General features: G+C 71.8%; 23 protein-coding genes. 8 read left to right on the top strand and 15 right to left on the bottom strand.

Annotated features, from left to right (window positions below):
* The first annotated feature begins 21 nt into the window (after positions 1 to 21).
* Genes ABC138_RS00270 through glgB form a run of 3 tightly spaced genes read left to right on the top strand, consistent with a single transcriptional unit; the run spans position 22 to position 5,689 of the window.
* Positions 22 to 2,070, top strand: a complete 2,049-nt coding sequence (locus tag ABC138_RS00270; RefSeq protein WP_345912400.1) for an alpha-1,4-glucan--maltose-1-phosphate maltosyltransferase — start codon at positions 22 to 24, stop codon at positions 2,068 to 2,070.
* The gene (locus tag ABC138_RS00265; protein WP_345912399.1) at positions 2,070 to 3,485 is read left to right on the top strand and encodes an aminoglycoside phosphotransferase; all 1,416 of its coding nucleotides are present in this window, start codon (positions 2,070 to 2,072) and stop codon (positions 3,483 to 3,485) included. The genes ABC138_RS00270 and ABC138_RS00265 overlap by 1 nt, the downstream gene beginning before the upstream one ends.
* A complete protein-coding gene (gene glgB / locus ABC138_RS00260; protein WP_345912398.1) occupies positions 3,482 to 5,689 on the top strand; it encodes a 1,4-alpha-glucan branching protein GlgB in 2,208 nt (735 codons plus the stop codon). Before ABC138_RS00265 ends, glgB begins: the two co-directional genes overlap by 4 nt.
* Positions 5,690 to 5,804: 115 nt before the next feature.
* Here glgB and ABC138_RS00255 read toward each other — a convergent pair whose 3' ends face one another.
* The 5 genes from ABC138_RS00255 to ABC138_RS00235 all read right to left on the bottom strand — a co-directional run bounded on the left by ABC138_RS00255 (position 5,805) and on the right by ABC138_RS00235 (position 10,319).
* Positions 5,805 to 6,749 (bottom strand): tetratricopeptide repeat protein, encoded by a 945-nt coding sequence (locus tag ABC138_RS00255; protein WP_345912397.1) that lies wholly within the window; start codon positions 6,747 to 6,749, stop codon positions 5,805 to 5,807.
* Between the two features lie 46 nt (positions 6,750 to 6,795).
* The gene (locus ABC138_RS00250) at positions 6,796 to 7,776 is read right to left on the bottom strand and encodes a hypothetical protein (protein ID WP_345912396.1); all 981 of its coding nucleotides are present in this window, start codon (positions 7,774 to 7,776) and stop codon (positions 6,796 to 6,798) included.
* On the bottom strand, positions 7,773 to 8,411 hold the full coding sequence (locus ABC138_RS00245; protein WP_345912395.1) for a hypothetical protein: 639 nt from the start codon (positions 8,409 to 8,411) through the stop codon (positions 7,773 to 7,775). The genes ABC138_RS00250 and ABC138_RS00245 overlap by 4 nt, the downstream gene beginning before the upstream one ends.
* Before the next feature lie 106 nt (positions 8,412 to 8,517).
* Entirely contained in the window at positions 8,518 to 8,820 is a 303-nt protein-coding gene (locus tag ABC138_RS00240; protein WP_068325249.1) for a thiamine-binding protein, read from the bottom strand.
* 29 nt (positions 8,821 to 8,849) lie between these two features.
* Entirely contained in the window at positions 8,850 to 10,319 is a 1,470-nt protein-coding gene (locus tag ABC138_RS00235; RefSeq protein WP_345912394.1) for a serine/threonine-protein kinase, read from the bottom strand.
* A gap of 101 nt (positions 10,320 to 10,420) precedes the next feature.
* Between ABC138_RS00235 and ABC138_RS00230 the strand changes: the two genes are divergently transcribed.
* Positions 10,421 to 10,993, top strand: coding sequence for a hypothetical protein (locus ABC138_RS00230; protein WP_345912393.1), 573 nt, complete (start codon positions 10,421 to 10,423; stop codon positions 10,991 to 10,993).
* 6 nt (positions 10,994 to 10,999) lie between these two features.
* Here the strand turns inward: ABC138_RS00230 and meaB are convergent, their stop codons facing one another.
* A complete protein-coding gene (gene meaB / locus ABC138_RS00225) occupies positions 11,000 to 11,965 on the bottom strand; it encodes a methylmalonyl Co-A mutase-associated GTPase MeaB (protein ID WP_345912392.1) in 966 nt (321 codons plus the stop codon).
* Between the two features lie 2 nt (positions 11,966 to 11,967).
* Entirely contained in the window at positions 11,968 to 13,164 is a 1,197-nt protein-coding gene (locus ABC138_RS00220; protein ID WP_068325252.1) for an acetyl-CoA C-acetyltransferase, read from the bottom strand.
* A 169-nt stretch (positions 13,165 to 13,333) separates the two neighbouring features.
* On the opposite strand from ABC138_RS00220, the gene mce reads away from it, so the two are divergent.
* Both mce and ccrA read left to right on the top strand, forming a co-directional pair.
* Positions 13,334 to 13,762, top strand: coding sequence for a methylmalonyl-CoA epimerase (mce, locus tag ABC138_RS00215; protein ID WP_068422555.1), 429 nt, complete (start codon positions 13,334 to 13,336; stop codon positions 13,760 to 13,762).
* A gap of 160 nt (positions 13,763 to 13,922) precedes the next feature.
* On the top strand, positions 13,923 to 15,263 hold the full coding sequence (gene ccrA, locus ABC138_RS00210) for a crotonyl-CoA carboxylase/reductase (protein ID WP_068325523.1): 1,341 nt from the start codon (positions 13,923 to 13,925) through the stop codon (positions 15,261 to 15,263).
* 125 nt (positions 15,264 to 15,388) lie between these two features.
* On the opposite strand, the gene ABC138_RS00205 is transcribed toward ccrA, so the two are convergent.
* From ABC138_RS00205 to ABC138_RS00190, 4 genes are all read right to left on the bottom strand, one after another.
* A complete protein-coding gene (locus tag ABC138_RS00205; RefSeq protein WP_082817102.1) occupies positions 15,389 to 17,305 on the bottom strand; it encodes an ABC transporter ATP-binding protein in 1,917 nt (638 codons plus the stop codon).
* Positions 17,306 to 17,385: 80 nt separating this feature from the next.
* Positions 17,386 to 19,119 carry an ABC transporter ATP-binding protein gene (locus ABC138_RS00200; protein ID WP_068422561.1) on the bottom strand — a complete coding sequence of 578 codons (1,734 nt, stop codon included), beginning with the start codon at positions 19,117 to 19,119 and terminating at the stop codon, positions 17,386 to 17,388.
* Positions 19,120 to 19,170: 51 nt separating this feature from the next.
* Positions 19,171 to 19,455: a hypothetical protein gene (locus tag ABC138_RS00195; RefSeq protein WP_068325257.1), complete on the bottom strand. Its 285-nt coding sequence runs from the start codon at positions 19,453 to 19,455 to the stop codon at positions 19,171 to 19,173.
* Between the two features lie 106 nt (positions 19,456 to 19,561).
* Positions 19,562 to 20,770, bottom strand: coding sequence for a 3-hydroxyacyl-CoA dehydrogenase NAD-binding domain-containing protein (locus ABC138_RS00190; RefSeq protein ID WP_068422564.1), 1,209 nt, complete (start codon positions 20,768 to 20,770; stop codon positions 19,562 to 19,564).
* Between the two features lie 94 nt (positions 20,771 to 20,864).
* On the opposite strand from ABC138_RS00190, the gene nucS reads away from it, so the two are divergent.
* Entirely contained in the window at positions 20,865 to 21,560 is a 696-nt protein-coding gene (nucS, locus tag ABC138_RS00185; RefSeq protein ID WP_068325259.1) for an endonuclease NucS, read from the top strand.
* Here nucS and ABC138_RS00180 read toward each other — a convergent pair.
* From ABC138_RS00180 to ABC138_RS00170, 3 genes are all read right to left on the bottom strand, one after another.
* Positions 21,557 to 21,859: a hypothetical protein gene (locus ABC138_RS00180; protein ID WP_338538472.1), complete on the bottom strand. Its 303-nt coding sequence runs from the start codon at positions 21,857 to 21,859 to the stop codon at positions 21,557 to 21,559. The two genes, nucS and ABC138_RS00180, sit on opposite strands and share 4 nt — an antisense overlap.
* Positions 21,860 to 21,869: 10 nt before the next feature.
* Positions 21,870 to 23,969: a protein meaA gene (locus ABC138_RS00175; protein WP_345912391.1), complete on the bottom strand. Its 2,100-nt coding sequence runs from the start codon at positions 23,967 to 23,969 to the stop codon at positions 21,870 to 21,872.
* Positions 23,970 to 24,067: 98 nt separating this feature from the next.
* A complete protein-coding gene (locus tag ABC138_RS00170; RefSeq protein ID WP_082817053.1) occupies positions 24,068 to 24,421 on the bottom strand; it encodes an STAS domain-containing protein in 354 nt (117 codons plus the stop codon).
* A gap of 158 nt (positions 24,422 to 24,579) precedes the next feature.
* Here ABC138_RS00170 and ABC138_RS00165 point away from each other — a divergent pair, with 158 nt between their 5' ends.
* On the top strand, positions 24,580 to 25,200 hold the full coding sequence (locus ABC138_RS00165; RefSeq protein ID WP_068422573.1) for a cob(I)yrinic acid a,c-diamide adenosyltransferase: 621 nt from the start codon (positions 24,580 to 24,582) through the stop codon (positions 25,198 to 25,200).
* On the opposite strand, the gene ABC138_RS00160 is transcribed toward ABC138_RS00165, so the two are convergent.
* Entirely contained in the window at positions 25,193 to 25,627 is a 435-nt protein-coding gene (locus tag ABC138_RS00160; RefSeq protein WP_338538474.1) for a DUF2550 family protein, read from the bottom strand. The genes ABC138_RS00165 and ABC138_RS00160 overlap by 8 nt on opposite strands.
* Between the last annotated feature and the right edge of the window lie 4 nt (positions 25,628 to 25,631).

The following is a 25,631-nucleotide window of genomic DNA, read 5'->3' as shown; positions in this document are numbered from 1 at the left end:
CTCGCGGGTAACGTGGCCGAGGTGAGCACCGACTTCACCGTCGTCCCGTCCGCCCCGACCCGCGTCCCCACCTCGACGCCACCCCAGCAGCCGCTCGGCCGCATCCCCGTGAGCGACGTGCGCCCGTGCGTCGACCACGGCGCCCGGCCGGCGAAGTCCGTCGTCGGCGAGCCCTTCACCGTCTCCGCCGAGGTCTTCCGCGAGGGCCACGACGCGGTCGGCGCGACGATCGTCCTCACCGACCCTGACGGCGTCGAGCGCCACCTGCCGATGACGTGCACCAACCCGGGTCTGAGCATCTGGGAGGGTGAGGTGGTCGCCGACCGCGAGGGCCTGTGGGCCTACCGGGTCGAGGGCTGGTCGGACCCGTGGGGGACCTGGGTGCACGACGCGACGATCAAGATCGCCGCCGCGATCGACACCGACCTGATGCGCGCCGAGGGTGCCCTCGTCCTCGACCGGGCCGCCGCGGAGCGGACGAGGGACGAAGGGGGGCGCTCCACCCTTCGCTCCGCCGCCGCGGTCCTGCGCGACCTCGACGGTCACCACGCCAGCGCCGCCCTGCACCTCGTGACGACCGGGTCCGCTGCCGCCGAGCTCGCCGCGCGTCCCCTGCGCGAGCTCGTGACGCCCGGCACCGACCTGTCGCTGCTCGTCGAGCGCGAGCTGGCGCTCTTCGGCTCCTGGTACGAGATCTTCCCGCGCAGCGAGGGCGCCCGGCTCGACCCGGACACCGGCCGGTGGGTCTCCGGGACCCTGCGCACCGCCGCGCAGCGCCTGCCCGCGATCGCCGAGATGGGCTTCGACGTCGTCTACCTGACGCCGATCCACCCGATCGGCACGACCGCACGCAAGGGACCCAACAACACGCTCGGCGCCGGCCCCGACGACCCGGGCTCGCCGTACGCCATCGGCTCCCCGGACGGTGGGCACGACGCGATCCACCCCGACCTCGGGACCTTCGCCGACTTCGACGCCTTCGTCGCCGACGCGAGGAGGCTGGGGCTGGAGGTCGCGCTCGACCTCGCGCTGCAGTGCTCGCCCGACCACCCGTGGGTCACCGAGCACCCCGAGTGGTTCACCACGCGGGCCGACGGCACGATCGCCTACGCCGAGAACCCGCCGAAGAAGTACCAGGACATCTACCCGGTGAACTTCGACCGGGACCCCGCCGGCGTCTACGCCGAGGTGCGCCGGGTCGTGCAGGTGTGGATCGACCACGGGGTGACGCTCTTCCGCGTCGACAACCCGCACACCAAGCCGGTCGAGTTCTGGCAGTGGCTGATCCAGGACGTCGCGCGGGAGCACCCCGAGGTCATCTGGCTGTCGGAGGCCTTCACCAAGCCGGCGATGATGCACACGCTCGCCAAGGTCGGGTTCCAGCAGAGCTACACGTACTACGCGTGGCGCAACACGGTGCCCGAGCTCGTCGAGTACGGCACCGAGGTCGCCGGCGAGGCCGCGGCGTACATGCGCCCGAGCTTCTGGCCGACGACGCACGACATCCTCACGCCGTACCTGCAGTTCGGCGGACCGGCCGCGTGGAAGGTGCGCGCCGCGCTCGCCGCGACGATGGTCCCGACGTGGGGCGTCTACGCCGGGTACGAGCTCATGGAGCACGTCGCCCGCCCGGGCGCCGAGGAGCAGATCGACAACGAGAAGTACGAGTTCAAGGACCGTCGCTGGGACGAGGTCGCCGCGTCCGGCGGCTCGCTCGCGGGCTGGCTGACGATGCTCAACCGGGTGCGGCGCGAGCACCCCGGCCTCCAGCTGCTGCGCAACCTCACCTTCCACCACGTCGACGACGAGAACCTGCTGGCCTTCTCCAAGTCGCGCACGCTGCCCGACGGTCGCACCGACACCGTCATCGTCGTGGCCAACGTCGACCCGCACTCGACCCGCGAGTCCACGCTGCGCCTCGACATGGCGGCGCTCGGCATGGACTGGGCCGACCGCTTCGAGGTCGAGGACCACGTGACCGGCGAGCGCTGGCACTGGGGCGAGGCGAACTACGTGCGCGTCGGCGCCGAGGCCGAGCCGGTCCACATCGTCTCGGTGGTGAGCAGCTGATGGCGAGGATCCACGACGCGGTGCTGCGCCCGGACAAGGTCGAGCTCGTCACCGCGTGGATGGGTGGCCAGCGCTGGTACGTCGGCGCCGGTCGGCGTCCCCGGCTCACCCGGCTCGACTCGTGGCGCCTGGAGGACCCGGCCGGCGAGGTGGGCATCGAGACGATCGCCTTCCTCGACGAGTCCGGCACGACGCCGGTCGTCTACCAGGTCCCCCTCACCTACCGCGGTGCCCCGCTCGAGGGTGCCGAGGCGGCCCTCGTCGGCGAGATGGAGCACTCGGTCCTCGGCCACCGCTGGGTCTACGACGCACCGCACGACCCGGTGTACGTCGCCCAGCTGCTCCGGCTCGTCCGCGGCCAGGTCGCCGCCCAGGCGGGCTCGGTCTCCGACACCGTCGACCCCGACGTCGTCGGGGCGCCGCACCCGGCGTGGCAGGACGACCCGGTCGTCGCGACGAGCCGGGTGCTCGTCGGCGAGCAGAGCAACACCTCGATCATCGTCACCCCGGAGCCCGGCACCGGCGCCCCGGTGATCATCAAGGTCTTCCGCACCCTCTCCCCCGGCGAGAACCCCGACATCACGCTGCAGGGCGCGCTCGCGGCGAGCCACTCCCCCTTCGTCCCGGCGAGCGTGGGCCACGTGGCCGGCGCCTGGCAGCGCCCCGACGGCAGCGGGCGCGACCTCGGCCAGGTCGCCTTCGCGCAGGAGTACCTCGAGGGCGCGACCGACGCGTGGCGCGTGGCGCTGCGGCAGGCCGCCGAGGGCGAGGACTTCTCACCGCGGGCCCGCGAGCTCGGCCGGGTGCTGGCGCGCGTCCACGAGGACCTCGCGCGGGCCCTGCCGAGCGTGCCCGCCGACCGCGACGTCGTCGAGCAGCACGTGGGCTCCATGCGCCGCCGCTCCGCGCGGGCCATGAGCGAGGTGCCCGCGCTCGCTGCCCACCAGGCCGCGGTCGAGCACGTGCTCGACCGTGCCCTCGAGGCGGACTGGCCCGCGCTGCAACGCATCCACGGCGACCTGCACCTGGGCCAGGTGCTCGACGTCCCCGGCCGCGGGTGGGTGCTCATCGACTTCGAGGGTGAGCCCTTGCGGCCGCTGGCCGAGCGCAACGACCTGGACTCCCCCCTTCGCGATGTCGCCGGCGTCCTCCGCTCCATCGACTACGTCGTCGGCACCGTCGCCCGGACCCACCCCGGCGTCGACGCCGGGCCGTGGGGCCGGGCCGCGCAGACGGCCTTCCTCGACGGCTACGCCGAGGTCGGCACCGATCCCCGCGCGCACGGCGCGCTGCTCACCGCCCATGTCCTCGACAAGGCCCTCTACGAGGTCGTCTACGAGGCCCACCATCGGCCGGGGTGGCTCGCGCTGCCCACGGCCGCCGTCGAAGCACTGGTCCGGGAGGTCCCGTCATGACACCCGTCCCCGAGTCCGCCCTGCCGGGCGCCCTGTGGGCCGTGGCCAACGGCCGCAGCGCCCAGCCCCACGACGTCCTCGGTCAGCACGTCGAGGCCGCCGGCCTGCGCGTGCGGGTCCGGCGACCGCTCGCCACCCGCGTGCGGGTGCGCTTCGAGGACGACGTCGTGGTCGACCTCGAGCACGAGCGGGACGGGATCTTCTCCGGCGTGCGTACCGATGCGAGCCGCACGATGGACTACCGCGTGCTCACCACGTGGGAGGACGGCGTCGAGCACCTCGGCGACGACCCGTACCGCTTCGCCCCGACGCTCGGCGAGGTCGACCTGCACCTCGTCGGCGAGGGTCGCCACGAGCAGCTGTGGACCGTGCTCGGTGCGCACCTGCGCTCCTACGACGGGCCGATGGGCACGGTCACCGGTGTCTCCTTCGCCGTGTGGGCGCCGCGGGCCAAGGCCGTGCACGTCATCGGTGACTTCAACGGCTGGGACGAGTCGCTGCTGCCCATGAGGCTGCTCGGCGACTCCGGCGTCTGGGAGCTCTTCGTCCCGGGGGTGGACCTCGGCGACGTCTACAAGTTCGCCGTGCGCGGCGCCGACGACGTGCTGCGGCACAAGGCCGACCCGATGGCCCGCCTCGCCGAGACCGCCCCCGCGACCGGCTCGGTGGTCACCGGCTCGACGTACACCTGGCGCGACGACGCGTGGCTGACCGAGCGCGCCCAGCGCGACCCGCACGACCAGCGGATGAGCATCTACGAGGTGCACCCCGGGTCCTGGCGCCCCGGCCTCGGGTGGCGCGGCCTGGCCGACGAGCTCGTCGAGTACGTGCGCGAGCACGGCTTCACGCACGTCGAGCTCATGCCGGTCATGGACCACCCGTACCCGCCGTCGTGGGGTTACCACGTGACGAGCTACTTCGCGCCCAACTCGCGCTTCGGCTCCCCGGACGACCTGCGCCACCTCGTCGACGAGCTGCACGGCGCCGGCATCGGGGTCATCCTCGACTGGGTGCCGGGGCACTTCGCCACCGACGAGTGGGCGCTCGTGCGCTTCGACGGGCTGCCGCTGTACGAGCACCCGGACCCGCGGCGCGGGTGGCAGCCCGACTGGGGCAGCTACGTGTTCGACTTCGGGCGGCCCGAGGTGCGCAACTTCCTCGTGGCCAACGCGCTGTACTGGCTCGAGGAGTTCCACGTCGACGGGCTGCGCGTGGACGGCGTCGCCTCGATGCTCTACCTCGACTACTCGCGCCGGGACGGCGAGTGGATCCCCAACCACCACGGTGGCCGGGAGAACCTCGAGGCCGTCGCGCTCCTCCAGGAGGTCAACGCCACCGCCTACCGCCGCTCCCCCGGCATCGTCACCGTCGCCGAGGAGTCGACCGCCTGGCCTGGCGTGACGGCCCCGACGCACGAGGGCGGTCTGGGCTTCGGGCTGAAGTGGAACATGGGCTGGATGAACGACGCCCTGCGCTACCTGGGCGAGGACCCGGTCAACCGGCAGTACCACCACCAGCTGCTGAGCTTCGCGATGATGTACGCCTACGCGGAGAGCTACCTGCTGCCGATCAGCCACGACGAGGTCGTGCACGGCAAGGGGTCGATGCCCTACAAGATCCCGGGCGAGGACGACCAGCGCTTCGCGACCCTGCGCGCCTTCTACGCCTACCAGTGGGCCTTCCCGGGCAAGCAGCTGCTCTTCATGGGCACCGAGTTCGGCCAGACGAGCGAGTGGTCCGAGAGCCGGTCGCTCGACTGGTACCTGCTCGAGCACGCGCCGCACCGGCGGCTGCTCGACCTCGTCGGGGGGCTCAACGCCTTCGCGGAGCAGCACCCCGCGATGTGGGCGCTCGACGCGGAGCCGGCGGGCTTCCGCTGGCTCGACGCCGACGACAACCAGGGCAACACCGTCTCCTTCCTGCGCTTCGGGCAGGCGGACGGCTCCGGCGACGTGGTCGCCGTGGTCGTGAACTTCGGCGGGTCCGACCGTGCCCCCCTTCGCATCGGTGTGCCGAAGGGGGGTCGCTGGGTGGTCGGTCTCGACACCTCGGGCTACGACGCCGCCGGCTCACCGAGCCAGGCGGGTGTCGTCATCGAGGCGCAGGAGCGACCCTGGCAGGACCAGCCGTGGTCGCTCGAGGTGCGGGTGGCCGCGCTCTCGGCGGTCTACCTCACCCCTGCGGGGGCCCCGACTCGCCCCTGACGCCCTCCTGAACCGCCCGGGACGTTGCATTGCCCTAGGGGAATGCACGCCCCGGGAGCGCGAGACCCTGCATTGCCCTAGGGGAATGCAGGGTCTCGGAGCGTAGGAAGAGGCGTCAGAAGAGGGCACTCATGAGCGTCGTACGGCCCTTGCGGACACGCTCGTCCTGGTTGCCGACGACGGCGAAGAGGTCCAGCAGGTGCGCCTTGACCCGGTCGCGGTCCTCCCCCGCGGTGACGCGGACGAGGTCGATCAGGCGCGTGAAGGCGTCCTCGACATGACCACCGAGCACGTCGAGGTCGGCGACGACGAGGGCGGCGTCGACGTCGTGCGGGTCACCGGCCGCGGCCGCCCGGGCGGCGTGGAGGTCCACCCCGCGGGTGCGCTTCATCAGGCCGACCTGGGCGAGCCCGAGCTGCGCGTCGGTGTCCTTGGGGTCAGCGGCGATCGCCTGCTCGTAGGCGGCGGCCGCGGCGTCCAGGTCGTCGCGCTCGATCGCGTCGTAGGCCTCCTGGTGCAGCGGCGGCAGGTCGTCCTGCGTGTCGGCCTCGGCGGGCTGCGCGCTGACGCGCCCGGTGACGCCGTGCTGCACCGCCACCTGGAGCAGCTGGTCGACCACCTGGCGGAACTGCTCCGGGTCGACGATCCCGCTGAAGAGCGGCACCGGCTGCCCGGCCACGAGACCGAGCGCGAGCGGCACCTCCGGCGGCTGGACCGCCTGCATGATGCCGGGGTTGGTCGCCACGTCGATCCCGACGACCTGTACGCGTCCCTCGAGGGTGCCGGCGATCGCGAGCGCGTCGTCGAGCAGCACACGGCTCTCCGGGTGCTCGGAGGACCACACGACGGCCACGGCCGGGACCACCGAGGTCCGACCGACGATGGTGTTGAAGGTCGCGTCGGTCGCCTCGACGAGGAGACCGTCGGCAGGTGCACCAGCGGCACCAGCGGCGCCACCGGCAGCGGGGGCTGCGGGAGCCCCCGGGCCGGCACCGGGGGCCGATCCGGTGAGACGGGACAGGTCGACGGCGCCGCGCAGGGCTCGGGTCGGGTCGCTCATGCCAGCCATTGTCTCCCACGGCCGGGGCCGCGCGTCGACCCCCCGGTCAGGAGCCCTTCGCCGACTCGAGCACGTCGCTGGCGCCGACGACGCGGGCCTTGCCCTCGGCCGGCGTGACGAGCGCCAGGGTCTCGGCATGCTTGATCGAGAGGGCGCGCTCGACGGTCGAGGTGTCGAGCACGTCCTTGAGCGCGGCCTGCTCGACCTTGAGCTCCTTGAGCTTCTTCGTCGCGGTGATCGTGTCGGTGCGCGTCATCGGCAGGAAGGTGATCGCTCCGCCGTCGGCCAGCGCGAAGGAGACCGCGTCGCCCTCCGCGACCGCCTGGCGCTGCCGGTAGTACGCGAGGTCACCCAGGTCGGCCTTCGTCGACCGGGCGTTCTTGCGCAGGGCCGCGGAGAAGGCATCGCTCACCGAGACGTCCTCGGGTGCCTTCGTCGACGACGAAGGGAAGGCGACACCCTTCGCCCAGGCGGTCGCCGCGTCCCGGACGTCCTTGCCGGGCGCCGCGACGGTGACCTTGGTCCCCTCGTCGAGCGGGGCGAGCGCGGGCACGCTGGCACCCGCGGCCATCGGCACGTCGGCGAAGAGGGTGAAGGGCTGGTCGGCCTGCTCGGCGACGAGGACGTGCAGGTACTGCACGTCGCCCGAGCGCGAGGTGGCCAGGACGGCGCGCGGCCACGTGGCGCCGCGGCTCACCGCGAGGACCTTGAGCCCCTCGACCTGCGTCGAGGTGCGTGTGGTCCTGTCCTTGCTGGCGACGGCCGCCCGCACCTCGCGCAGGGCCGGCCCGGAGAGGACCTCCTCACGCGCGGTCTCGGCGGCCTTGCCGCTCTTGCGGCTGACGTCGACGGCCTCGGTGACGACGCGGTCGGCCACCTGCCGTGCCGTGGTGGAGGTCACGGACGCGCCCGAGGACTGCTCGGCCGGGGCGTCGCGGATCCCGGCGATCGAGGCCCCCAGGCCGCAGCCGCCGAGGGTCAGGGGTGCCGCGACGAGGGCAGCGACGAGGGTGGTGCGCCGGCTCATGCGGCCTCCTCACGGTCGGGGCGCGCGGCCCGGTGGCGGATCATCCCCACGAGCCCGCTGCGGACGAGCAGGGCCACCCCGGCGAGGAGGAAGACGAGACCGACGACGAGGGTGACGACGGCCATGGTCCCCCAGCCGCTGTCCTCGACGGTCATGGTCACGGAGTCGATCTCGGCGCCGTCGGCCGCGGCGACCACGAGGGTCTGCGGCGCCTGCGACTGCTCGATCGTGCGGCTGATCTCGCCGGACGCGGTGCCGGACTCCTGCCACACGTCGAGGCCCGCGGGGTCGACGGGGTCCGTGGACCCGACCTCGGCGCTCGTGAGCGCCCAGTCCGACACCGCGACGCCCGAGACCTCGGCGCGCGTGGCGTGGCCCAGGACAGCCTCGGCGTCGGAGGGCCGGGCGGTGCCGGCCCACAGCTCGCCGGAGCCGGCGGCGGTGACCTCGACGGGGTGGTCGACGCGGTTGAGCACGTCGGGGTCGAGGACGACGACCCGCTGGCCGGGGTCGGCGGTGAAGGTGGCCGTGCCGGAGGTGCCGAGGTTGGCGAGGAACCAACCCCCGACAATCGCGGCGACGAGGCCGGCGAGTGCCAGGACGACGCCGGCGACGCGCTGGATGAGCGTGCTCACGTGGGTGCTTTCGGTCAGGGTTCAGGGGACGTCTGCCGCTCGGGCGGACGATCAACCATGACAAATCCTGCAGAAGGTCACAAATCGGTCACGGAGCCGGGACGGCTCAGTCCTCGGCGAGGAGGCCCGCCACGCGCTCGACCTTCGCGCTCATCTGGCCGGTGCGACCGGCCCGGATGTCGGCCTTCATGACCAGCCCGACGCGGTCGCCGAAGGGCTCCATGGCATCGACGCAGGCCTTGACGACGGCCATGACCTCGTCCCACTCCCCCTCGATCGTCGTGAACATGGAGCCGAGGTCGTGCGGCAGCCCGCTGTCGCGCACGACCCGCAGCGCGGCGGCGACCGCCTCGGCGTAGGAGCCGTCGGCGTCCGGGGAGGACGGGGCGATGGAGAACGCAAGCAGCACGGGGACCTCCGGGGTCGGGAGCTGGTGGGTTACTGGGTCATCCGGACGACGCCGTCGATGCGCCGCAGCCGGTACTCGTGCTCCTCGACCTCTTCCGCGCGGTCCTTGGGGTGGTAGGTGAGGCGCACCGTCACGGTGTCGGTCCTGGTGTCGAAGGAGAGCACCTGGGTGTCGACGGACTCGATCCCCGACCAGAACCCGTCGAAGCCGCCCCGGTCCTTCTGTCGGGAGGGAGCGAGCATCGCCCAGGCGGCGTCGCGGTCGCTGGTCACCGTCGAGAAGTAGTCGGTGATGAAGGTCGTGGCCTCGGCCTGCGTGATGTCCTGCATGCCACGCGAGGACGAGCTCGAGGTGGAGCTCGAGCTGGAGCTCGACGTGGAGCTGCTCGTCGACGTCTCGCTCGGGCTGGAGGTCACCGTGGCCGTCGTCGTGGTCGTCACGGGCGGCTGGGGCTCGCTGCTCGTGGCCGTCGAGGTGGTGCTCGACGAGGTGCTCGTCGAGCTCGTCGAGGACCCTGTGGTCGGCTCGTCGTCGCGCGACGCGGCCCAGGCGATCCCGGCCGCGAGCAGCACGGCCAGCCCGGCGAGGAGGAGGATCCACGGCCAGCCGCCTCGGCGTCGCGGCGGCGTCGGCGTGGGCGTCGGCGTGGGCGCGAAGGCCTCGCCCGCGCGGGAGGCGCCACCCGAGCCGCCCGCGGCGACGCTCTCGAGGCGACGGAGCACCTCGTCCATCGTCCCGCGTCGCGCCGGGTCGCGCGAGAGCATGTCGGCGAGCACCGGCTCCAGCGGTCCTGCCCGCTCGGGTCGCCGCGGCGGCTGCGAGGAGATGCTGCGCAGGGTGGCCAGGGCGTTGCCCTGCGAGGGGTAGGCGTCGGTGCCCTCGACCGCGAAGTAGATCGTCGCGCCGAGCGCCCACACGTCGGCCGCAGGGCCGTGGTCGCCACCGATGGCGACCTCCGGGGCCATGTAGCTCGGGGTGCCGGTCACCAGACCGGTCTGGGTCAGCTGGTCGTCGGCACCGGAGCGGGCGATGCCGAAGTCGCCCAGCTTGGGTCGACCGCCGCCGATGAGGACGTTGGCAGGCTTGACGTCGCGGTGGACGATACCGGCACGGTGCGCCGCGGCGAGCGCTCCCGCGAGCTGTGCGCCGAGGTCGGCAGCCCCCTTCGGCGTCATCGGACCGCGCTCGCGGATGGCCGAGGCGAGCGTCGGGCCGGCCACGTACTCCATGACGAGCCACGGGGTGCCGTGGTGCTCGGTGACGTCGTAGACCGCGACGACGTTGGGGTGGTTGAGCGCGGCCGCCGCCCGGGCCTCGCGCATAGCCCGGCGGGTCTCCCCTTCGCTCTCCCCAGGGAAGTCGCCGATCTGCTTGGCCGCGACCTGGCGGCCGAGGACGGTGTCGCGGGCGAGCCAGACGGTCCCCATCCCACCGCGACCGATGGGTCGCACGGTCTCGTAGCGGCCGCCGATCAGCTCGGGCGTCGTGTCGTCAGTCATGTCCGGGCCAGCGTAGTGCTCGGGCTCGGCTACCGGCACGTAGACTGCCGCCGCGGACGTCGTCCGCGTCGCACGCCACGAAGTATCAGGGGGAAATCACCGTGTCCTACCCAGCGCCGCCACCGCCCGGAGGCTCCGGCAACCCGAACCCGTACCAGGCTCCGGCCTACGGCAGCCCGGGCGCCTACCCGCCCCCCGGCAGCGCGCCCAAGAAGGACAACACCCTCTGGTGGGTCCTCGGCATCATCGGCGGAGTCATCCTCCTGTGCTGCTGCGGTGTCGCCGGGTTCTTCATCTTCGTCGCCAACGAGGCGAGCGAAGGGATCTCGAGCTACAGCTCCTCGGCCAACTCGTCCAAGAACGCCGACGCGGCCGGCGCCACGCCCGTGTCCGAGGGCTCCTCGGTCACCGTGGACGGTGCCGCCATCCAGCCCGGTTGGTCGGTGCTGACCTCGACCGACGACATCTCCGGCCTGAGTGTGCGCAACGACAGCGGCAGCAGCAACTCGTTCTTCCTGACCTTCTACTTCATGAAGGACGGCAACGTCATCGACGACGTCACCTGCAACACCAACTTCCTCGACGCCGGCGCGACCGACGCCGCCCCCACGTGCGTGTCGGCGATCTTCGACATCGACGACCACGACGAGATCCGCGTGGGCGAAGGTTTCTGACCCGGCTCAGTCCGCGCCGAGCCCGACGAGCAGCTCGTCGGCCGCCGCGTGCGGGTCCGTGGCCCCGTCGACGACCCGCTCGGCGAGCCCGTCGAGCGTGCCGCCGGAACCGAGGTCACCCATGCGGGCCTGCAGCCGGGCCAGCGCGAGAGCGGTGATCTCGGCACGGGCGCGCCCGGTGCGGCGCTGGCGCAGGGTGCCGCTCGCGGCCAGCCACGAGAGGTGGTCGCCGATCGCGGTGACGATGTCGCCCACGCCTGCGCCGTCGGCCGCGGAGGCCTTGACGACCGGGCGTCGCCAACCGCCGGGCCGCGTCCCCTCACCGAGCTGGATCATGTGCCGCAGGTCGCGGACGGTCGCGTCCGCACCCTCGCGGTCGGCCTTGTTGACGACGAAGACGTCGCCCACCTCGAGGATCCCCGCCTTGGCCGCCTGGATCCCGTCGCCCATGCCGGGCGCCAGGAGGACGAGGGTCGTGTCCGCGGCGCCCGCGATCTCGACCTCGGACTGACCGACGCCGACGGTCTCGACGAGCACGACGTCGAACCCGGAGGCGTCGAGCACGCGGATGGCCTGGGGCGTCGAGACCGACAGGCCGCCCAGGTGGCCGCGGCTGGCGAGCGAACGGATGTAGACGCCCGGGTCGCTCGCGGACGCGCTCATGCGGATGCGGTCACCCAGGAGCGCGCCGCCGCTGAAGGGCGAGGAGGGGTCGATCGCGAGGACGCCGACCCGCGCGCCCTGCTCGCGCAGCGCGCGGACGAGGGCGTCGGTCGTCGTGGACTTGCCGACGCCGGGGGCGCCGGTCAGGCCGATGACGTGGGCCCGACCCGTGTGCGGCGCGAGCAGCGCCATCGCCTCCGGCAGCGCGGGGTGCTGGTCGTCGACGAGCGAGATGAGCCGCCCGACGGCGCGGGTCGTCCCCGCCCTGGCCTCCTCGACCAGGACGGGGACGTCGATGCTGCGGCTCAAGCTCAGGCGTTCGGGACGCGGATGATCAGGGCGTCACCCTGACCGCCACCGCCGCAGAGGGCGGCCGCGCCGACACCGCCGCCGCGGCGCTTGAGCTCGTGGGCGAGCGCGAGGGTGATGCGCGCGCCGGACATGCCGAGCGGGTGGCCCATGGCGATCGCGCCGCCGTTGGGGTTGACCTGCTCGTCCTTGAGGCCGAGCTGCTGGGCCGAGGCCAGGCCGACGGCCGCGAAGGCCTCGTTGATCTCGACGACGTCGAGGTCGGAGACCGCGATGCCCTCCTTGGCGACGGCGACCTCGATGGCGTTGGCCGGCTGCGACTGCAGGGTCGAGTCAGGACCGGCGACGACACCGTGGGCGCCGATCTCGGCGAGCCAGGACAGGCCCAGCTCCTCGGCCTTGGACTTCTTCATGACGACGACCGCGGCCGCGCCGTCGGAGATCTGCGAGGCAGAGCCGGCGGTGATGGTGCCGTCCTTGGCGAAGGCCGGACGCAGCTTGCCCAGGGACTCGACGGTCGTGTCGGCACGCACGCCCTCGTCGGTGTCGAAGAGGACCGGGTCGCCCTTGCGCTGCGGGATCTCGACCGGCACGACCTCGTCGGCGAAGGTGCCCTCGGCCCAGGCCCTGGCAGCCTTCTGGTGGCTCGCGGCCGCGAACTCGTCCTGCTGCTCACGGGTGAAGTCGGAGTTCTCCGCGTTCTTGGCCTCGGTGAGCGCGCCCATCGCCTGGTCGGTGATGATGTCGTGCAGGCCGTCGTAGGCCATCGAGTCCTTGAGCTTGGTGTCGCCGTACTTGATGCCCTCGCGGCTCTTGGGGAGCAGGTGCGGCGCGTTGGTCATCGACTCCTGGCCCCCGGCGACGACGATCTCGAACTCGCCGGCGCGGATCAGCTGGTCGGCGAGGGCGATCGCGTCGATGCCCGAGAGGCAGACCTTGTTGACCGTGAGGGCGGGGACGTTCTTCGGGATCCCGCCCTTGATCGCGGCCTGGCGGGCGGGGATCTGGCCCTCGCCCGCGGTGAGGACCTGGCCCATGATGACGTAGTCGACGTCCTCGCCCTTGACGCCGGCCTTCTCGAGGGCGCCCTTGATGGCGAAGCCGCCGAGGTCGGAGCCGGAGAAGCCCTTGAGCGAGCCGCTCATGCGGCCCATCGGGGTGCGGGCCCCCGCGACGATGACAGTGGGGTCGGTGGACATGCGTTGGCCTCCGGGTGCAGTGGGTGCGTGGATGGGTCGACTCTACGCAGCGGCGGGCGGGGTGCCGAGGGGAACGACCGGTGACCCGTGCCACGAGCCCCGGGACGGTGGGCCAGACCACACGCGAAGGGGGCGCGCCGCCCCCCTTCGCGTCCCTAGGCTGCCGCACATGAACGATCTCTTCACTGCCATCGACCACGTCGGTGTCGCCGTGCCCGACCTCGACGAGGCCATCGCCCTCTACCGTGACACCTACGGCATGGAGCTCGCCCACGAGGAGACCAACGAGGAGCAGGGCGTGCGCGAGGCGATGATGCGCGTCGGCGAGTCCGGCTCGTGCATCCAGCTGCTCGCGCCACTCTCCCCCGAGTCCACGATCGCGAAGTTCCTCGACCGCAACGGCCAGGGCATCCAGCAGCTCGCCTACCGCGTCGAGGACATCGATGCCGTGGGCGCGACCCTGCGCGAGCGCGGCCTCCGCCTGCTCTACGACACCCCGAAGCGGGGCACGAGCAACTCCCGCGTCAACTTCATCCACCCCAAGGACGCCGGCGGCATCCTCGTCGAGCTCGTCGAGCCGGCGGCCGACGCCCACTGAGCCCACCCCTTCGTCCCGCCGAGACCGATCGGGACGACACGGATCCGCGTGTGAACTGGGTCATGACCCCATACCCGCGGCCGCCGCGACCACCTAGGTTTCACGCAACGCACGACCCCCGACCAGTCCCCCGGAGGCCGAGGAGCCCCCACTCATGGCAATCGACCAGATCCGCGACGCGATCCTCTCCGGTGACCGCAGCGAAGAGACCTACGCCAACCTCCCCCTGCCCGACACCTACCGTGCCGCGACCGTCCACAAGGACGAGGTGGAGATGTTCAAGGGCCTGAAGAGCCGCGACAAGGACCCGCGCAAGTCGCTGCACATCGACGACGTGCCGATCCCGGAGCTGGCCCCCGACGAGGCGCTCGTCGCCGTCATGGCCAGCGCGATCAACTTCAACACCGTGTGGACCTCGATCTTCGAGCCCGTGTCGACCTTCGGCTTCCTCGAGCGCTACGGCCGCCTGAACAAGTACTCCAAGCGCCACGACCTGCCGTACCACATCGTCGGCTCCGACCTCTCCGGCGTCGTCCTGCGCGTCGGCGAGCACGTCTCGAAGTGGAAGCCCGGCACCGAGGTCGTCGCCCACTGCCTGTCCGTCGAGCTCGAGGACGCCGACGGCCACGACGACACGATGATGGACCCGCAGCAGCGCATCTGGGGCTTCGAGACCAACTTCGGCGGTCTCGCCGAGCTGGCCATCGTCAAGGCCAACCAGCTCATGCCGAAGCCCGGCCACCTCACCTGGGAGGAGTCCGCCTCCCCCGGTCTGGTCAACTCCACCGCATACCGGCAGCTGATCTCCAAGAACGGCGCCGCGCTGAAGCTCGGTGACCGCGTCCTGATCTGGGGCGCCTCCGGCGGCCTCGGCTCCTACGCGACCCAGATGGCGCTCGCCGCCGGGGCGACCCCGATCTGCGTCGTCTCCTCCCCCGAGAAGGCGCAGATCTGCCGCGACATGGGCGCCGAGCTGATCATCGACCGCAACGCCGAGGGCTACAGGTTCTGGAACGAGGACAACACGGAGCAGAACCCCAAGGAGTGGCAGCGCCTGGGCAAGAAGATCCGTGAGCTCACCGGCGGCCACGACGTCGACATCGTCTTCGAGCACCCCGGCCGCGAGACCTTCGGCGCCTCGGTCTACGTCACCCGCAAGGGCGGCAAGATCGTCACCTGCGCGTCGACCTCGGGCTACATGCACGAGTACGACAACCGCTACCTGTGGATGAACCTCAAGAGCATCATCTCCAGCCACTTCGCGAACTACCGCGAGTCCTGGGAGGCCAACGAGCTCATCAACCGCGGTCTCGTCCACCCGACCCTCAGCCGGACCTACACGCTCGAGGAGGTCGGCCAGGCCACCCTCGACGTGCACCACAACAAGCACCAGGGCAAGGTCGGCGTGCTCACCCTCGCCCCCGAGCCGGGCCTGGGTGTCACCGACACCGACAAGCGCGCGAAGTTCGAGAAGGAGATCAACCGCTTCCAGGCGGTCTGAGCCCGCCTCCTGCCCCAAGATTCTCGGGTGACCCGAGAAACCTCGCCTTCGCAAGGGTTTCAAACCCTTGCGAAGGCGAGGTTTCTCTTGTTGAGCGGGTGCCTGCCCGGTGGGGCGAAGGGGGCTCAGGCCAGGTTGACCGAGGTGTCCAGCTCCGTCACCGCGGCCGCGAACTGGCTGCGGTAGAGGCGCGCGTAGGCACTATCGGCGGCGAGCAGGCTCTCGTGCGTGCCCTGCTCGACGATGTGCCCCTCCTCCATGACGACGATGAGGTCGGCGTCGCGGATCGTCGAGAGCCGGTGGGCGATGACGAAGCTCGTCCGGTCCCCGCGCAGCGCCGCCATCGCCTGCTGCACGAGCCGCTCGGTACGGGTGTCGACCGAGCTCGTCGCCTCGTCGAGGATGAGCAGGCTCGGGTCGGCGAGGAAGGCGCGGGCGATCGTCACCAGCTGCTTCTCGCCGGCCGAGATGTTCCCCCCTTCGTCGTCGAGGTGCGTGTCGTACCCCTGAGGAAGGGAGTGGACGAAGCGGTCGACGTAGGTCGCCTCGGCCGCCGCCCGGACCTCCTCGCGGGTGGCACCCGGGCGCCCGTAGGCGATGTTGTCGCCGATCGTCCCGGAGAAGAGCCACGTGTCCTGCAGGACCATGCCGGTGCGCGAGCGCAGCTCGGCGCGCGACATGTCGGTGATGTCGATGCCGTCGATGGTGATCCGTCCCGAGTCGAGCTCGTAGAAGCGCATGACGAGGTTGACGAGCGTCGTCTTGCCGGCGCCGGTCGGGCCGACGATCGCGACCGTCTGGCCCGGCTCGACGACGAGGTCGAGGTCCTCGATGAGCGGCCGGGTCGGGTCGTAGCTGAAGCTCACTCCCTCGAAGGCCACCCGCCCGTGGCCGTCGCCGCGCGCCACCGGCGTGCTCGGGTCCTCGACCTGCTCCGGCGCGTCGAGCACGTCGAAGACGCGCTCCGCGGAGGCGACACCGGACTGCATGAGGTTGGCCATCGAGGCGACCTGCGTCAGCGGCTGGGTGAACTGGCGCGAGTACTGGATGAAGGCCTGCACGTCGCCGAGCGTCATCTGGCCGGAGGCGACCCGCAGGCCCCCGACGACGGCGATGACGACGTAGTTGAGGTTCCCGACGAACATCATCGCCGGCATGATGATGCCGCTGACGAACTGCGCCCCGAAGCCTGCCCCGCGCAGCTCCTCGTTGCGCTCGGCGAAGGCCGCGTCGACCTCCGCCTGCCGGCCGAAGACCTTGACGAGCGAGTGGCCGGTGTACGTCTCCTCGACGACCGCGCTGAGCTCACCGGTGGACTTCCACTGCTGGATGAAGTGCCGCTGCGAGCGCTTGCCGATCGCCCCGGTGAGCGCGATGGAGATCGGGATCGTCACGAGCGCGATGAGCGAGAGGAGCGGCGAGACCCACACCATCATCGAGACCATCGCGACGACCGTGATGAGGCTGGTGAGCAGCTGGCTGAGCGTCTGCTGCAGCGACTGGGCGACGTTGTCGATGTCGTTGGTGACGCGGCTGAGCAGCTCTCCGCGCGGCTGCTGGTCGAAGTACGGCAGCGGCAGCCGGTGCAGCTTGGCCTCGACCTGGGCACGCAGGTCGAAGACGACCTGGTTGACCGCATGGACGATGACGCGCCCCTGGAGCCACGAGAGGACGGCGGCGACGACGTACAGCGCGAGCGCGAGCAGGAGGATGCGCCCGATCGCGCCGAGGTCCATGCCCTGCCCCGGCACGAGGTAGGGCATCGCCTCGATCATGTCGGCCCGGCGCCCTTCGCCCGACGCGCGCAGCTGCTCGACGACGGACTCGAGCGGGACGCCGGCGGGCAGCTTCGAGCCGATCCACCCGGCGAAGATGTGGTCGGTGGCCCGCGCGAGGATGAGCGGCCCGAGGGCGCTCATGCCGACGGAGACCACCGTCAGGGAGATGGCCGTGAGCACCCGGGCGCGCTGCGGTCGCAGCCGCCCCACGAGGCGCCGCGCCGAGGGCAGGAAGTTCTTCGACCTCTCCCCCGGCGTGCCCATCTGCATCGGGCCACGGCGCATGACGGACCCGGGCCCGCGGCGCGCCTGGGCGGCCTTCTCCTCAGCGGTGGGGACCTCGCTCACGCCGCCTCCTCCCGCGCCGCCTGGCTCTCGACGATCTCGACGTAGGTCGGGCAGCCCGCGAGCAGCTCCTCGTGGGTCCCGTCGCCGACGACCCGGCCGTCGTCGAGGACGACGATGTGGTCGGCGTCGATGATCGAGGAGACGCGCTGGGCGACCACGAGGACGACGCTGTCGGCGACGACGGGACGAAGGGCGGCGCGCAGCCGCGCGTCGGTCGTCAGGTCGAGCGCGGAGAAGGCGTCGTCGAAGAGGTAGATGTCGGGTCGGCGCACGAGCGCCCGGGCGATCGACACCCGCTGGCGCTGGCCGCCCGAGAGGTTGGTCCCTCCCTGCGCGACCGGTGCCCCGAGCCCCTGCTCGAGGTCGCGCACGAAGTCCTCGGCCTGGGCGATGCGCAGGGCCTCCCACAGCTCCTCGTCGGTGGCGTCGGGCTTGGCCTGGCGCAGGTTGCTGGCGATCGTCCCGCTGAAGAGGAAGGCGCGCTGCGGCACGACGGCCAGGTGGCTCCACAGCTCCGCCGGTTCGAGCTCGCGCACGTCGGTGCCTCCGACGAGGACCCGCCCACCGGTCGCGTCGTGCAGGCGCGCCACGAGGTCGAGCAGCGTGGTCTTGCCGGCGCCGGTCGAGCCGATGATCGCCGTCGTGCGACCCGGCTCGGCGCGCAGGCTGACGTCGCAGAGGACGGGCGCGTCGGCGCCGGGGTAGGCGAACTCGACGGCGTCGAGCACGACGGAGGGCCGGGCCTGTGTCATCGGGCGCGGCGCGAGCGCCGGCACCACGGAGGACTCGGTCGAGAGGACCTCGTCGATGCGTCCGGCGGAGACGGCTGCGCGGGGGAGCATCATCGACATGAAGGTCGCCATCATCACCGACATGAGGATCTGCATCAGGTAGGTCATGAACGCGGTGAGGGCACCGATCTGCATCTCACCGCTCCCCACGCGCTGGGCGCCGAACCACAGCACCGCCACCGTCGACGCGTTGAGGATGACCATGACGATCGGGAAGGCGAGCGCCATCAGCCGCCCGACCGCGATCGCCGACCCGGTGTACTCGGTGTTGGCCACCTCGAACCGCTCGCGCTCGCTCCCTTCGCGCACGAAGGCCCGGACCACACGCACGCCGGTGATCTGCTCGCGCAGGATGCGGTTGACCGTGTCGACGCTCGTCTGCATCCGGCGGAAGCTGGGGACCATCTGGCGGATCACCAGGCCCACCGAGACCGCGAGCAGCGGAACGGCGACGGCCACGAGCCACGACAGCCCGACGTCCTCGCGCAGCGCCATGACCACGCCGCCGACCATCATCAGGGGCGCGGTGACCATCATCGTCAGCGCCATGTTGGTGACGGTCTGGACCTGCGTGACGTCGTTGGTCGTGCGCGAGATGAGCGTCGGAGCGCCGAAGCGCGCGACCTCCTGGGCGCTGAAGCTGCCGACACGCGAGAAGACCGCGGCCCGCAGCCGGGCGGCCATCGTCGCCGACAGGCCCGCGCCGAGCCACGTCGCCGCGATCGTCGCGACGATCTGCAGCACCGAGACGGCCAGCATCAGCCCGCCGTGGCGGACGATGTAGCCGGTGTCGCCCGTGGCCACGCCGTTGTCGATGATCTCGCCGTTGAGGCTGGGCAGGTAGAGGGAGGCGAGGGTGGCGGCGAGCTGGAGGAGCAGCAGCGTCGCGACCCGGCCGCCCGTGCCGTCCAGGTGGCGGCGGACGAGGCGGAGGAGCACCCGACGATTGTTGCACCGTGCAGGTACTCCACCAACCGGGCTGTCCTGCGGTCAGCGCCCGTAGCGCCCGTGGTTGCGGGCCTTCCAGCAGGCGGAGTGCCAGTGCCGGCGGTCGTCCGCTCCCCCGAGCCCGTCGTCCGGCCAGACGACGACGTGCGGCGTGCCCGGCTGGATCTCGTGGGTGCAGCCCGGGCAGGTGTACACCCGCGTCGAGGTCTGCCCGCTCAGCCGACGAACGATCCAGGCGCGGCCCATCCACGTCTCCCGCGTCTGCGGCGAACCCCCGAGCGCGAGCGGACGGTGCTCGTCACGGCGGCGGCGGTTGCTGCGGGGCATGGGCTCATGGTCTCCCGTGACGCGAGCGGACACAAAAGGTCGTCCTGGTGCACGCAGTGGCTGGATCCGCCACCAGATGCACCAGGACGACCTCGTGTGCTCGGGCTCAGTACGTGCGGAAGCCCTCACCGGTCTTGCGGCCGAGCTTGCCGGCGCCGACGAGCTCGCGCAGGAGCGGGGCCGGGGTGAGCGACTCGTGCTCGAACTCGGCGAGCAGCTCCTCCTCGATGGCCAGGGCCACGTCGTTGCCGACGACGTCGAGGAGCGCGAAGGGGCCCATCGGGTAGCCGTAGTGCTCGGTGATCGCCCCGTCGACGGCGTCGAGCTCGGCACCCTCCTCGTGCGCCCTGATGGCGTCGTTGAGGTACGGGAAGAGCAGCGCGTTGACGATGAAGCCGGAGCGGTCGGCGCAGCTGACGGCGACCTTGCGGGTGCTGCGGCACAGGTCCTGGACGGTGTCGAGCACGTCCTGGCCGGTCGTCGCGTGGTTGATGACCTCGACCAGCTTCATGACCGGGGCCGGGTTGAAGAAGTGCATCCCGACGACGTCCTGCGGACGCCTGGTCTGCGCGGCGAGGTCGGCGATGGACAGCGACGAGGTGGTCGTCGCCAGGACGGCACCCGGCTTGCAGATGCGGTCCAGGTCGGCGAACAGTTGATTCTTGATGCCGATCTCCTCGGCGATCGCCTCGACCACGATGTCGACGTCACCGAGGGCCTCGCGCTCGGTCGCGCCGGTGAGGCGGCCGAGGACGGCGTCCGCCTGACCCTGGTCGATCCGACCCTTGTCGACCTGACGGGCCAGGTTCTTGGCGATCTGCGCGCGCACCGCGTCGACCTTGTCGCCGGTGCGGGCCACGTAGGTGACGGGGAACCCGTTCACCGCGAAGACCTCGACGATGCCGCTGGCCATCGTGCCGGAGCCGACGACGCCGACGGTCTTGACCGGGCGAGCCGCCCCCTGGCCGACCTGGGAGGGGGTGAGCTCGTCGGCGACGACCTCGTCCCCGTCGTAGGTGTAGAAGCCCTTGCCGGCCGCCTTGCCCGTGCGCCCCTCGGCGATCAGCCGCTCGATGGCAGGGTCCGGCCGGTGGCGCGGGTCCCCGCTCTCGGCGAAGCGCGCGGCGAGTGCGTCCCGGACGGTCTCGAGACCGATCTCGTCGAGGACCGCGAGGGGGCCGGCGGGCAGGCCGCAACCGAAGCGCATGCCGTTGTCGACGTCCTCACGGGAGGCGTACTGCTCCTCGAACATCGAGGCGGCGTGGTTCAGGTACGGGAAGACCAGGGCGTCTGCAAGAGCGCGGGAGTCTGACATGAGTGGCACTATCGCAGCCGTGGTGACCCCGGGACAGGGGCGCGCGGCGTGACGGTCCGCACAGGGGAAACCTTGTGCGCGTAGGGTCGTCGCCGTGCGAGTGGTGATTGCGACCTGCAGCGTCGACTACGAGGGGCGGCTCAACGCCCACCTGCCCCTGGCGACCCGTCTGCTCATCGTCAAGGCGGACGGGTCGGTGCTCGTCCACAGCGACGGCGGCTCCTACAAGCCGCTGAACTGGATGGCTCCCCCGTGCTCGATGGCGGAGGTCGAGCCGGACGAGACCGAGGCCACAGAGGGGGTGACCGCCGTCTGGAACGTCCAGCACGCCAAGACCGAGGACCGGCTGCGGGTCAGGCTGCACGAGGTGCACCACGACTCGGCGCACGAGCTGGGCCTCGACCCCGGCCTGGTCAAGGACGGCGTCGAGGCCCATCTGCAGCGGCTGCTCGCCGAGCACATCCAGACCCTCGGCGACGGCTACACGCTCGTGCGTCGCGAGTACATGACGGCGATCGGTCCCGTCGACATCCTCGCCAGGGACGCGAAGGGGGTCTCCGTCGCCATCGAGATCAAGCGCCGCGGCGAGATCGACGGTGTCGAGCAGCTGACCCGCTACCTCGAGCTGATGAACCGCGACCCCGCGCTGCGCCCGGTCACGGGGGTCTTCGCCGCCCAGGTCATCAGGCCGCAGGCCCGCACCCTCGCCGAGGACCGAGGCATCCGCTGCGTCACCCTCGACTACGACGAGCTCAAGGGCATCGACACGAGCATGCATCGCCTCTTCTAGTCGCCGAGCTCGAGCCGCTCCACCCCCTGTGCGGCGGACGGCAGGAGCACGGCCACGGTCTCGCCGCGGTGCAGGTCGGCGACCCCGGCCAGCGGGTCGCCCTCGGCGCCCGAGAGGGCCGCGTCGACCTCGAGCGGCACGTCCAGCGCGTCGGCCAGGCGCGCACCGACGCCGTCCTCCGACCCCGTGACGACGGCGAGGATCCCCACGCCGCGCAGCGCCCCGACGAGGTGGGCCAGACCCCCTTCGTCCGTGGGCGGTGCGGTGACGAGGAGTGTCGCCGGGCAGTGCAAGGACATACCTCGAAGGCTAGACCTGCGAGGTCGCGTCCTCGGCCTGCACGGCCGACAGGCCGCGACTCTCTCGGATGATGTCGAGGAAGCGACCCATGATCTCGTTGAGGCCGAAGTCCTTGGGGGTGAAGACGGCCGCGACGCCCAGCTCGCGCAGCCTCGCCGCGTCCGACTCGGGGATGATCCCGCCGACGACCACGGGGATGTCCCCGGCGCCCTCGGCCCGCAGGCCCTCGAGCACGTCGGGGACGAGCTCCATGTGCGAGCCGGAGAGGATCGAGACCCCGACCAGGTCGACGTCCTCGGCCACGGCCGCGGACACGATCTGCTCGGGGGTGAGGCGGATGCCCTGGTAGACGACCTCGAAGCCCGCGTCGCGCGCCCGCACGGCGATCTGCTCGGCCCCGTTGGAGTGACCGTCGAGGCCGGGCTTGCCGACGAGGACGCGCAGCTGCTCGCCGAGCTCCTCGCTCGTGGCACGTACGCGGTCGCGCACGGCGAGCAGGTCGGTGGACCCGGCGTCGGCGATCCCCACGGAGCCCGAGACGCCGGTGGGAGCACGGAACTCGCCGAAGACCTCGCGCAGGGCCTGGGCCCACTCCCCGACCGTCACCCCGGCCCGGGCGCAGTCGAGCGAGGCCTCCATGAGGTTGTCGCTCGTCCTCGCGGTCTCCTGCAGGGTGGCGAGCGCCGCCTTGGCTGCCTCGGCCTGCTGCGGGTCGGCGTCGCGCTCGGCACGCCAGGCACGCACGGCCTCGATGGCCTTGGCCTCGACGTCGGCGTCGACGGTCTGGATCGCGGTGTCGAGGTCGGCGGTCAGCGGGTTGGGCTCGGTGGTCTCGAACTTGTTGACGCCCACGACGATGTCCTCGCCGGCCTCGATCCGCTGGCGGCGCAGCGAGTGGCTCGCGACGAGGGCGGACTTCATGTAGCCCGACTCGACGGCCGGCACAGCGCCCCCCATCGCCTGGATGCGCTCGATCTCGGCCTTGGCCCCGGTCACGAGCTCCGTGACCTTGGCCTCGACGACGGGCGAGCCGGCGAAGAGGTCGTCGTACTCGAGCAGGTCTGACTCGAAGGCGAGGACCTGCTGCAGGCGCAGCGCCCACTGCTGGTCCCACGGACGCGGCAGGCCGAGGGCCTCGTTCCACGCCGGCAGCTGCACGGCCCGGGCGCGCGCGTCCTTGCTCAGCGTGACCGCGAGCATCTCGAGGACGATGCGCTGGACGTTGTTCTCCGGCTGCGCCTCCGTCAGGCCCAGGGAGTTGACCTGGACGCCGTAGCGGAAGCGGCGCTGCTTGGCGTCGGTGACGCCGTAGCGCTCGCGGGTGATCTCGTCCCACAGCTGGACGAAGGCGCGCATCTTGCACATCTCCTCGACGAAGCGCACGCCGGCGTTGACGAAGAAGGAGATGCGGGCGACGACCGTGCCGAACTCGTCCTCGGGCACGCGGCCCGACTCGCGCACGGCGTCGAGCACCGCGAGGGCGGTCGACATCGAGTAGGCGATCTCCTGCACGGGGGTGGCCCCGGCCTCCTGCAGGTGGTAGCTGCAGATGTTGATCGGGTTCCATCTGGGGATCTCGCCGACGGTGTACGTCACCATGTCGGTGATCAGGCGCATCGAGGGGCCGGGCGGGAAGACGTACGTCCCGCGGCTCAGGTACTCCTTGATGATGTCGTTCTGCGTCGTGCCGGCCAGGCGCGCCCGGACCTCGGCGGGGTCCTGACCCGCCGCCTCGGCCTGCTCCTCGGCGGCGACCTGGTACATCGCGAGCATGTACATCGCGACCGCGTTGATCGTCATCGACGTGTTCATCTCGCCGAGCGGGATCTGGTCGAAGAGGCGGCGCATGTCACCGATGTGGCTGATCGGCACGCCGACCTTGCCGACCTCACCGCGGCTGAGCACGTGGTCGGGGTCGTAGCCCGTCTGCGTCGGCAGGTCGAAGGCGACCGACAGCCCGGTCTGGCCCTTGGCGAGGTTGCGGCGGTAGAGCTCGTTGGACGCCGCGGCACTGGAGTGCCCGGCGTAGGTGCGCATCACCCAGGGGCGGTCGCGCTCGGGGCGAGCAGCCTCGGCGGCAGGGGTCGGGGCATCAGTGCGGTCGGCCATGAGGGCAAGGTACCCGCGCCCCGCGGCTCACCACAGGCCCGGCGACGGTGAATGACGCCACACCGGGTGGCCGCAGCCGGCCGGGGACGAAGGGGAGGTCAGACGGCGGCGCGGCGGCGGACGGCGACCCGCGGCGCGGGCACGTCGTGGAGGAGCCGGACGAGCCCGGCCCGGCGCAGCAGACGCTCGGTCCGCTCGTCGGCGTTGGCGAAGCGCAGCCGGCGTCCGGCCCGGGCGGCGCGGGCGTGCGCACCCAGGAGCGTCGCGAAGCCCACCTGGTCGACGACGGTCGACCCGGCGAGGTCGACGACGATCGGGTCCCGCCCGGCCCGGATCGCCTCGACGAAGCCCTGCCGCAGATCCGCGCTGTGGCGCAGGTCGAAGGGCACGACGACCCGGACCCGGGTGCTGCCCTCGCCACCCACTGGCGTCAGCGCGACCATTGCGCTCATCACGGCACCTGCCTTCCCCTGCTGAGACCGTGCACCCAGTGTGACGCGCGACCCACGACGGGGGTTGCACCCTCGGGCAACGATGTGATCACGCGCACACCAGCGTCTGGTCAGGCGCTCCCCGTTCGCCGGTCACGGGGGTCTGCCACGATGGGCCCATGGTGAACCTGACGAAGATCTACACCCGCACCGGCGACGGCGGCACGACCGCGCTCGGGGACTTCAGTCGCACCAGCAAGACCGACCCGCGTCTGCAGGCCTACGCCGACGCCAACGAGGCGAACGCCGTCATCGGGGTCGCGGTCGCGACCGGCGGTCTCGAGGAGGAGGTCGTCACGACGCTGACGCGGGTGCAGAACGACCTCTTCGACCTCGGCGCCGACCTGTCGACGCCGCTGCAGGAGGCGCCGGAGTACCCCCCGCTGCGGGTCAAGCAGGTCTGGATCGACGAGCTCGAGGCCGACTGCGACACCTACCTGGCACGCGTGGACAAGCTGCGCTCCTTCATCCTCCCCGGCGGCACGGCGGGCTCGGCCCACCTGCACCACGCGACGACCGTCGTGCGCCGTGCCGAGCGCTCGGCCTGGGCGGCGATCGAGCAGTACGGCACCGATACGGCGCAGGAGCGCGGGAGCGGCGGCGTCAACCCGCTCACGGCGACCTACCTCAACCGACTGTCCGACCTGCTCTTCATCCTCGCCCGCGTGGCCAACCTGCCGATCGGCGGCGACGTCCTGTGGCAGCCGGGCGGCGGCCGCGAGGAGCGACCGGTCAGGTGACGTTGACGCCCCGTCCCGGGGGCGCCGACTCCAGCCAGGAGCGCACCGCCGGGTAGATCTTCTGCTCGAGGGCGAGGTGGACCAGCGGTCGGCCGTCGGGCCCGGTGAGCGTCACCGAGACGGCGTCGACGAGACCGGGCACGGAGACCACGTCGGAGTCGGGCGTGGAGATCTCCAGGCCCTCCCGGACCCAGGCCATGGTGGGGGTCGTCGTGAGGCCGCCGACGCTGAACCACTCGAGGTCCACGGACCCCATGCGCAGCAGACCGAGCCGCCAGCGGTGCGACTCGGGCAGGCGGATGGCGCACGGGCTCACGGGTCCGTGCGCGGCGATGGAGCGTCGCCGCAGCCAGAGGAGGACCAGCCACAGCGCGACGACGAGACACCCTGCGAGGAGGAGGACCTCCACCACCTGCAGGGCCGTCACAGGG

The organism is Janibacter sp. LM (genome assembly GCF_039631275.1).
Lineage (GTDB): Bacteria > Actinomycetota > Actinomycetes > Actinomycetales > Dermatophilaceae > Janibacter > Janibacter terrae.
The sequence above is the reverse complement of the archived record's forward strand: the minus strand, read 5'-3'. Positions and strand labels throughout refer to the sequence as shown.

Excerpts from the sequence above, each read along its gene's own strand:
- mce (WP_068422555.1), top strand. The coding sequence starts at position 13,334 with ATGAACGATCTCTTCACTGCCATCGACCACGTCGGTGTCGCCGTGCCC.
- ABC138_RS00250 (WP_345912396.1), bottom strand. The coding sequence starts at position 7,776 with ATGAGCCGGCGCACCACCCTCGTCGCTGCCCTCGTCGCGGCACCCCTG.
- ABC138_RS00195 (WP_068325257.1), bottom strand. The coding sequence starts at position 19,455 with ATGCCCCGCAGCAACCGCCGCCGCCGTGACGAGCACCGTCCGCTCGCG.
- ABC138_RS00265 (WP_345912399.1), top strand. The coding sequence starts at position 2,070 with ATGGCGAGGATCCACGACGCGGTGCTGCGCCCGGACAAGGTCGAGCTC.
- ABC138_RS00180 (WP_338538472.1), bottom strand. The coding sequence starts at position 21,859 with ATGTCCTTGCACTGCCCGGCGACACTCCTCGTCACCGCACCGCCCACG.
- ABC138_RS00170 (WP_082817053.1), bottom strand. The coding sequence starts at position 24,421 with ATGAGCGCAATGGTCGCGCTGACGCCAGTGGGTGGCGAGGGCAGCACC.
- ABC138_RS00165 (WP_068422573.1), top strand. The coding sequence starts at position 24,580 with ATGGTGAACCTGACGAAGATCTACACCCGCACCGGCGACGGCGGCACG.
- glgB (WP_345912398.1), top strand. The coding sequence starts at position 3,482 with ATGACACCCGTCCCCGAGTCCGCCCTGCCGGGCGCCCTGTGGGCCGTG.
- ABC138_RS00235 (WP_345912394.1), bottom strand. The coding sequence starts at position 10,319 with ATGACTGACGACACGACGCCCGAGCTGATCGGCGGCCGCTACGAGACC.
- ABC138_RS00255 (WP_345912397.1), bottom strand. The coding sequence starts at position 6,749 with ATGAGCGACCCGACCCGAGCCCTGCGCGGCGCCGTCGACCTGTCCCGT.
- ABC138_RS00220 (WP_068325252.1), bottom strand. The coding sequence starts at position 13,164 with ATGTCCACCGACCCCACTGTCATCGTCGCGGGGGCCCGCACCCCGATG.
- ABC138_RS00205 (WP_082817102.1), bottom strand. The coding sequence starts at position 17,305 with ATGGGCACGCCGGGGGAGAGGTCGAAGAACTTCCTGCCCTCGGCGCGG.
- ABC138_RS00175 (WP_345912391.1), bottom strand. The coding sequence starts at position 23,969 with ATGGCCGACCGCACTGATGCCCCGACCCCTGCCGCCGAGGCTGCTCGC.
- ABC138_RS00190 (WP_068422564.1), bottom strand. The coding sequence starts at position 20,770 with ATGTCAGACTCCCGCGCTCTTGCAGACGCCCTGGTCTTCCCGTACCTG.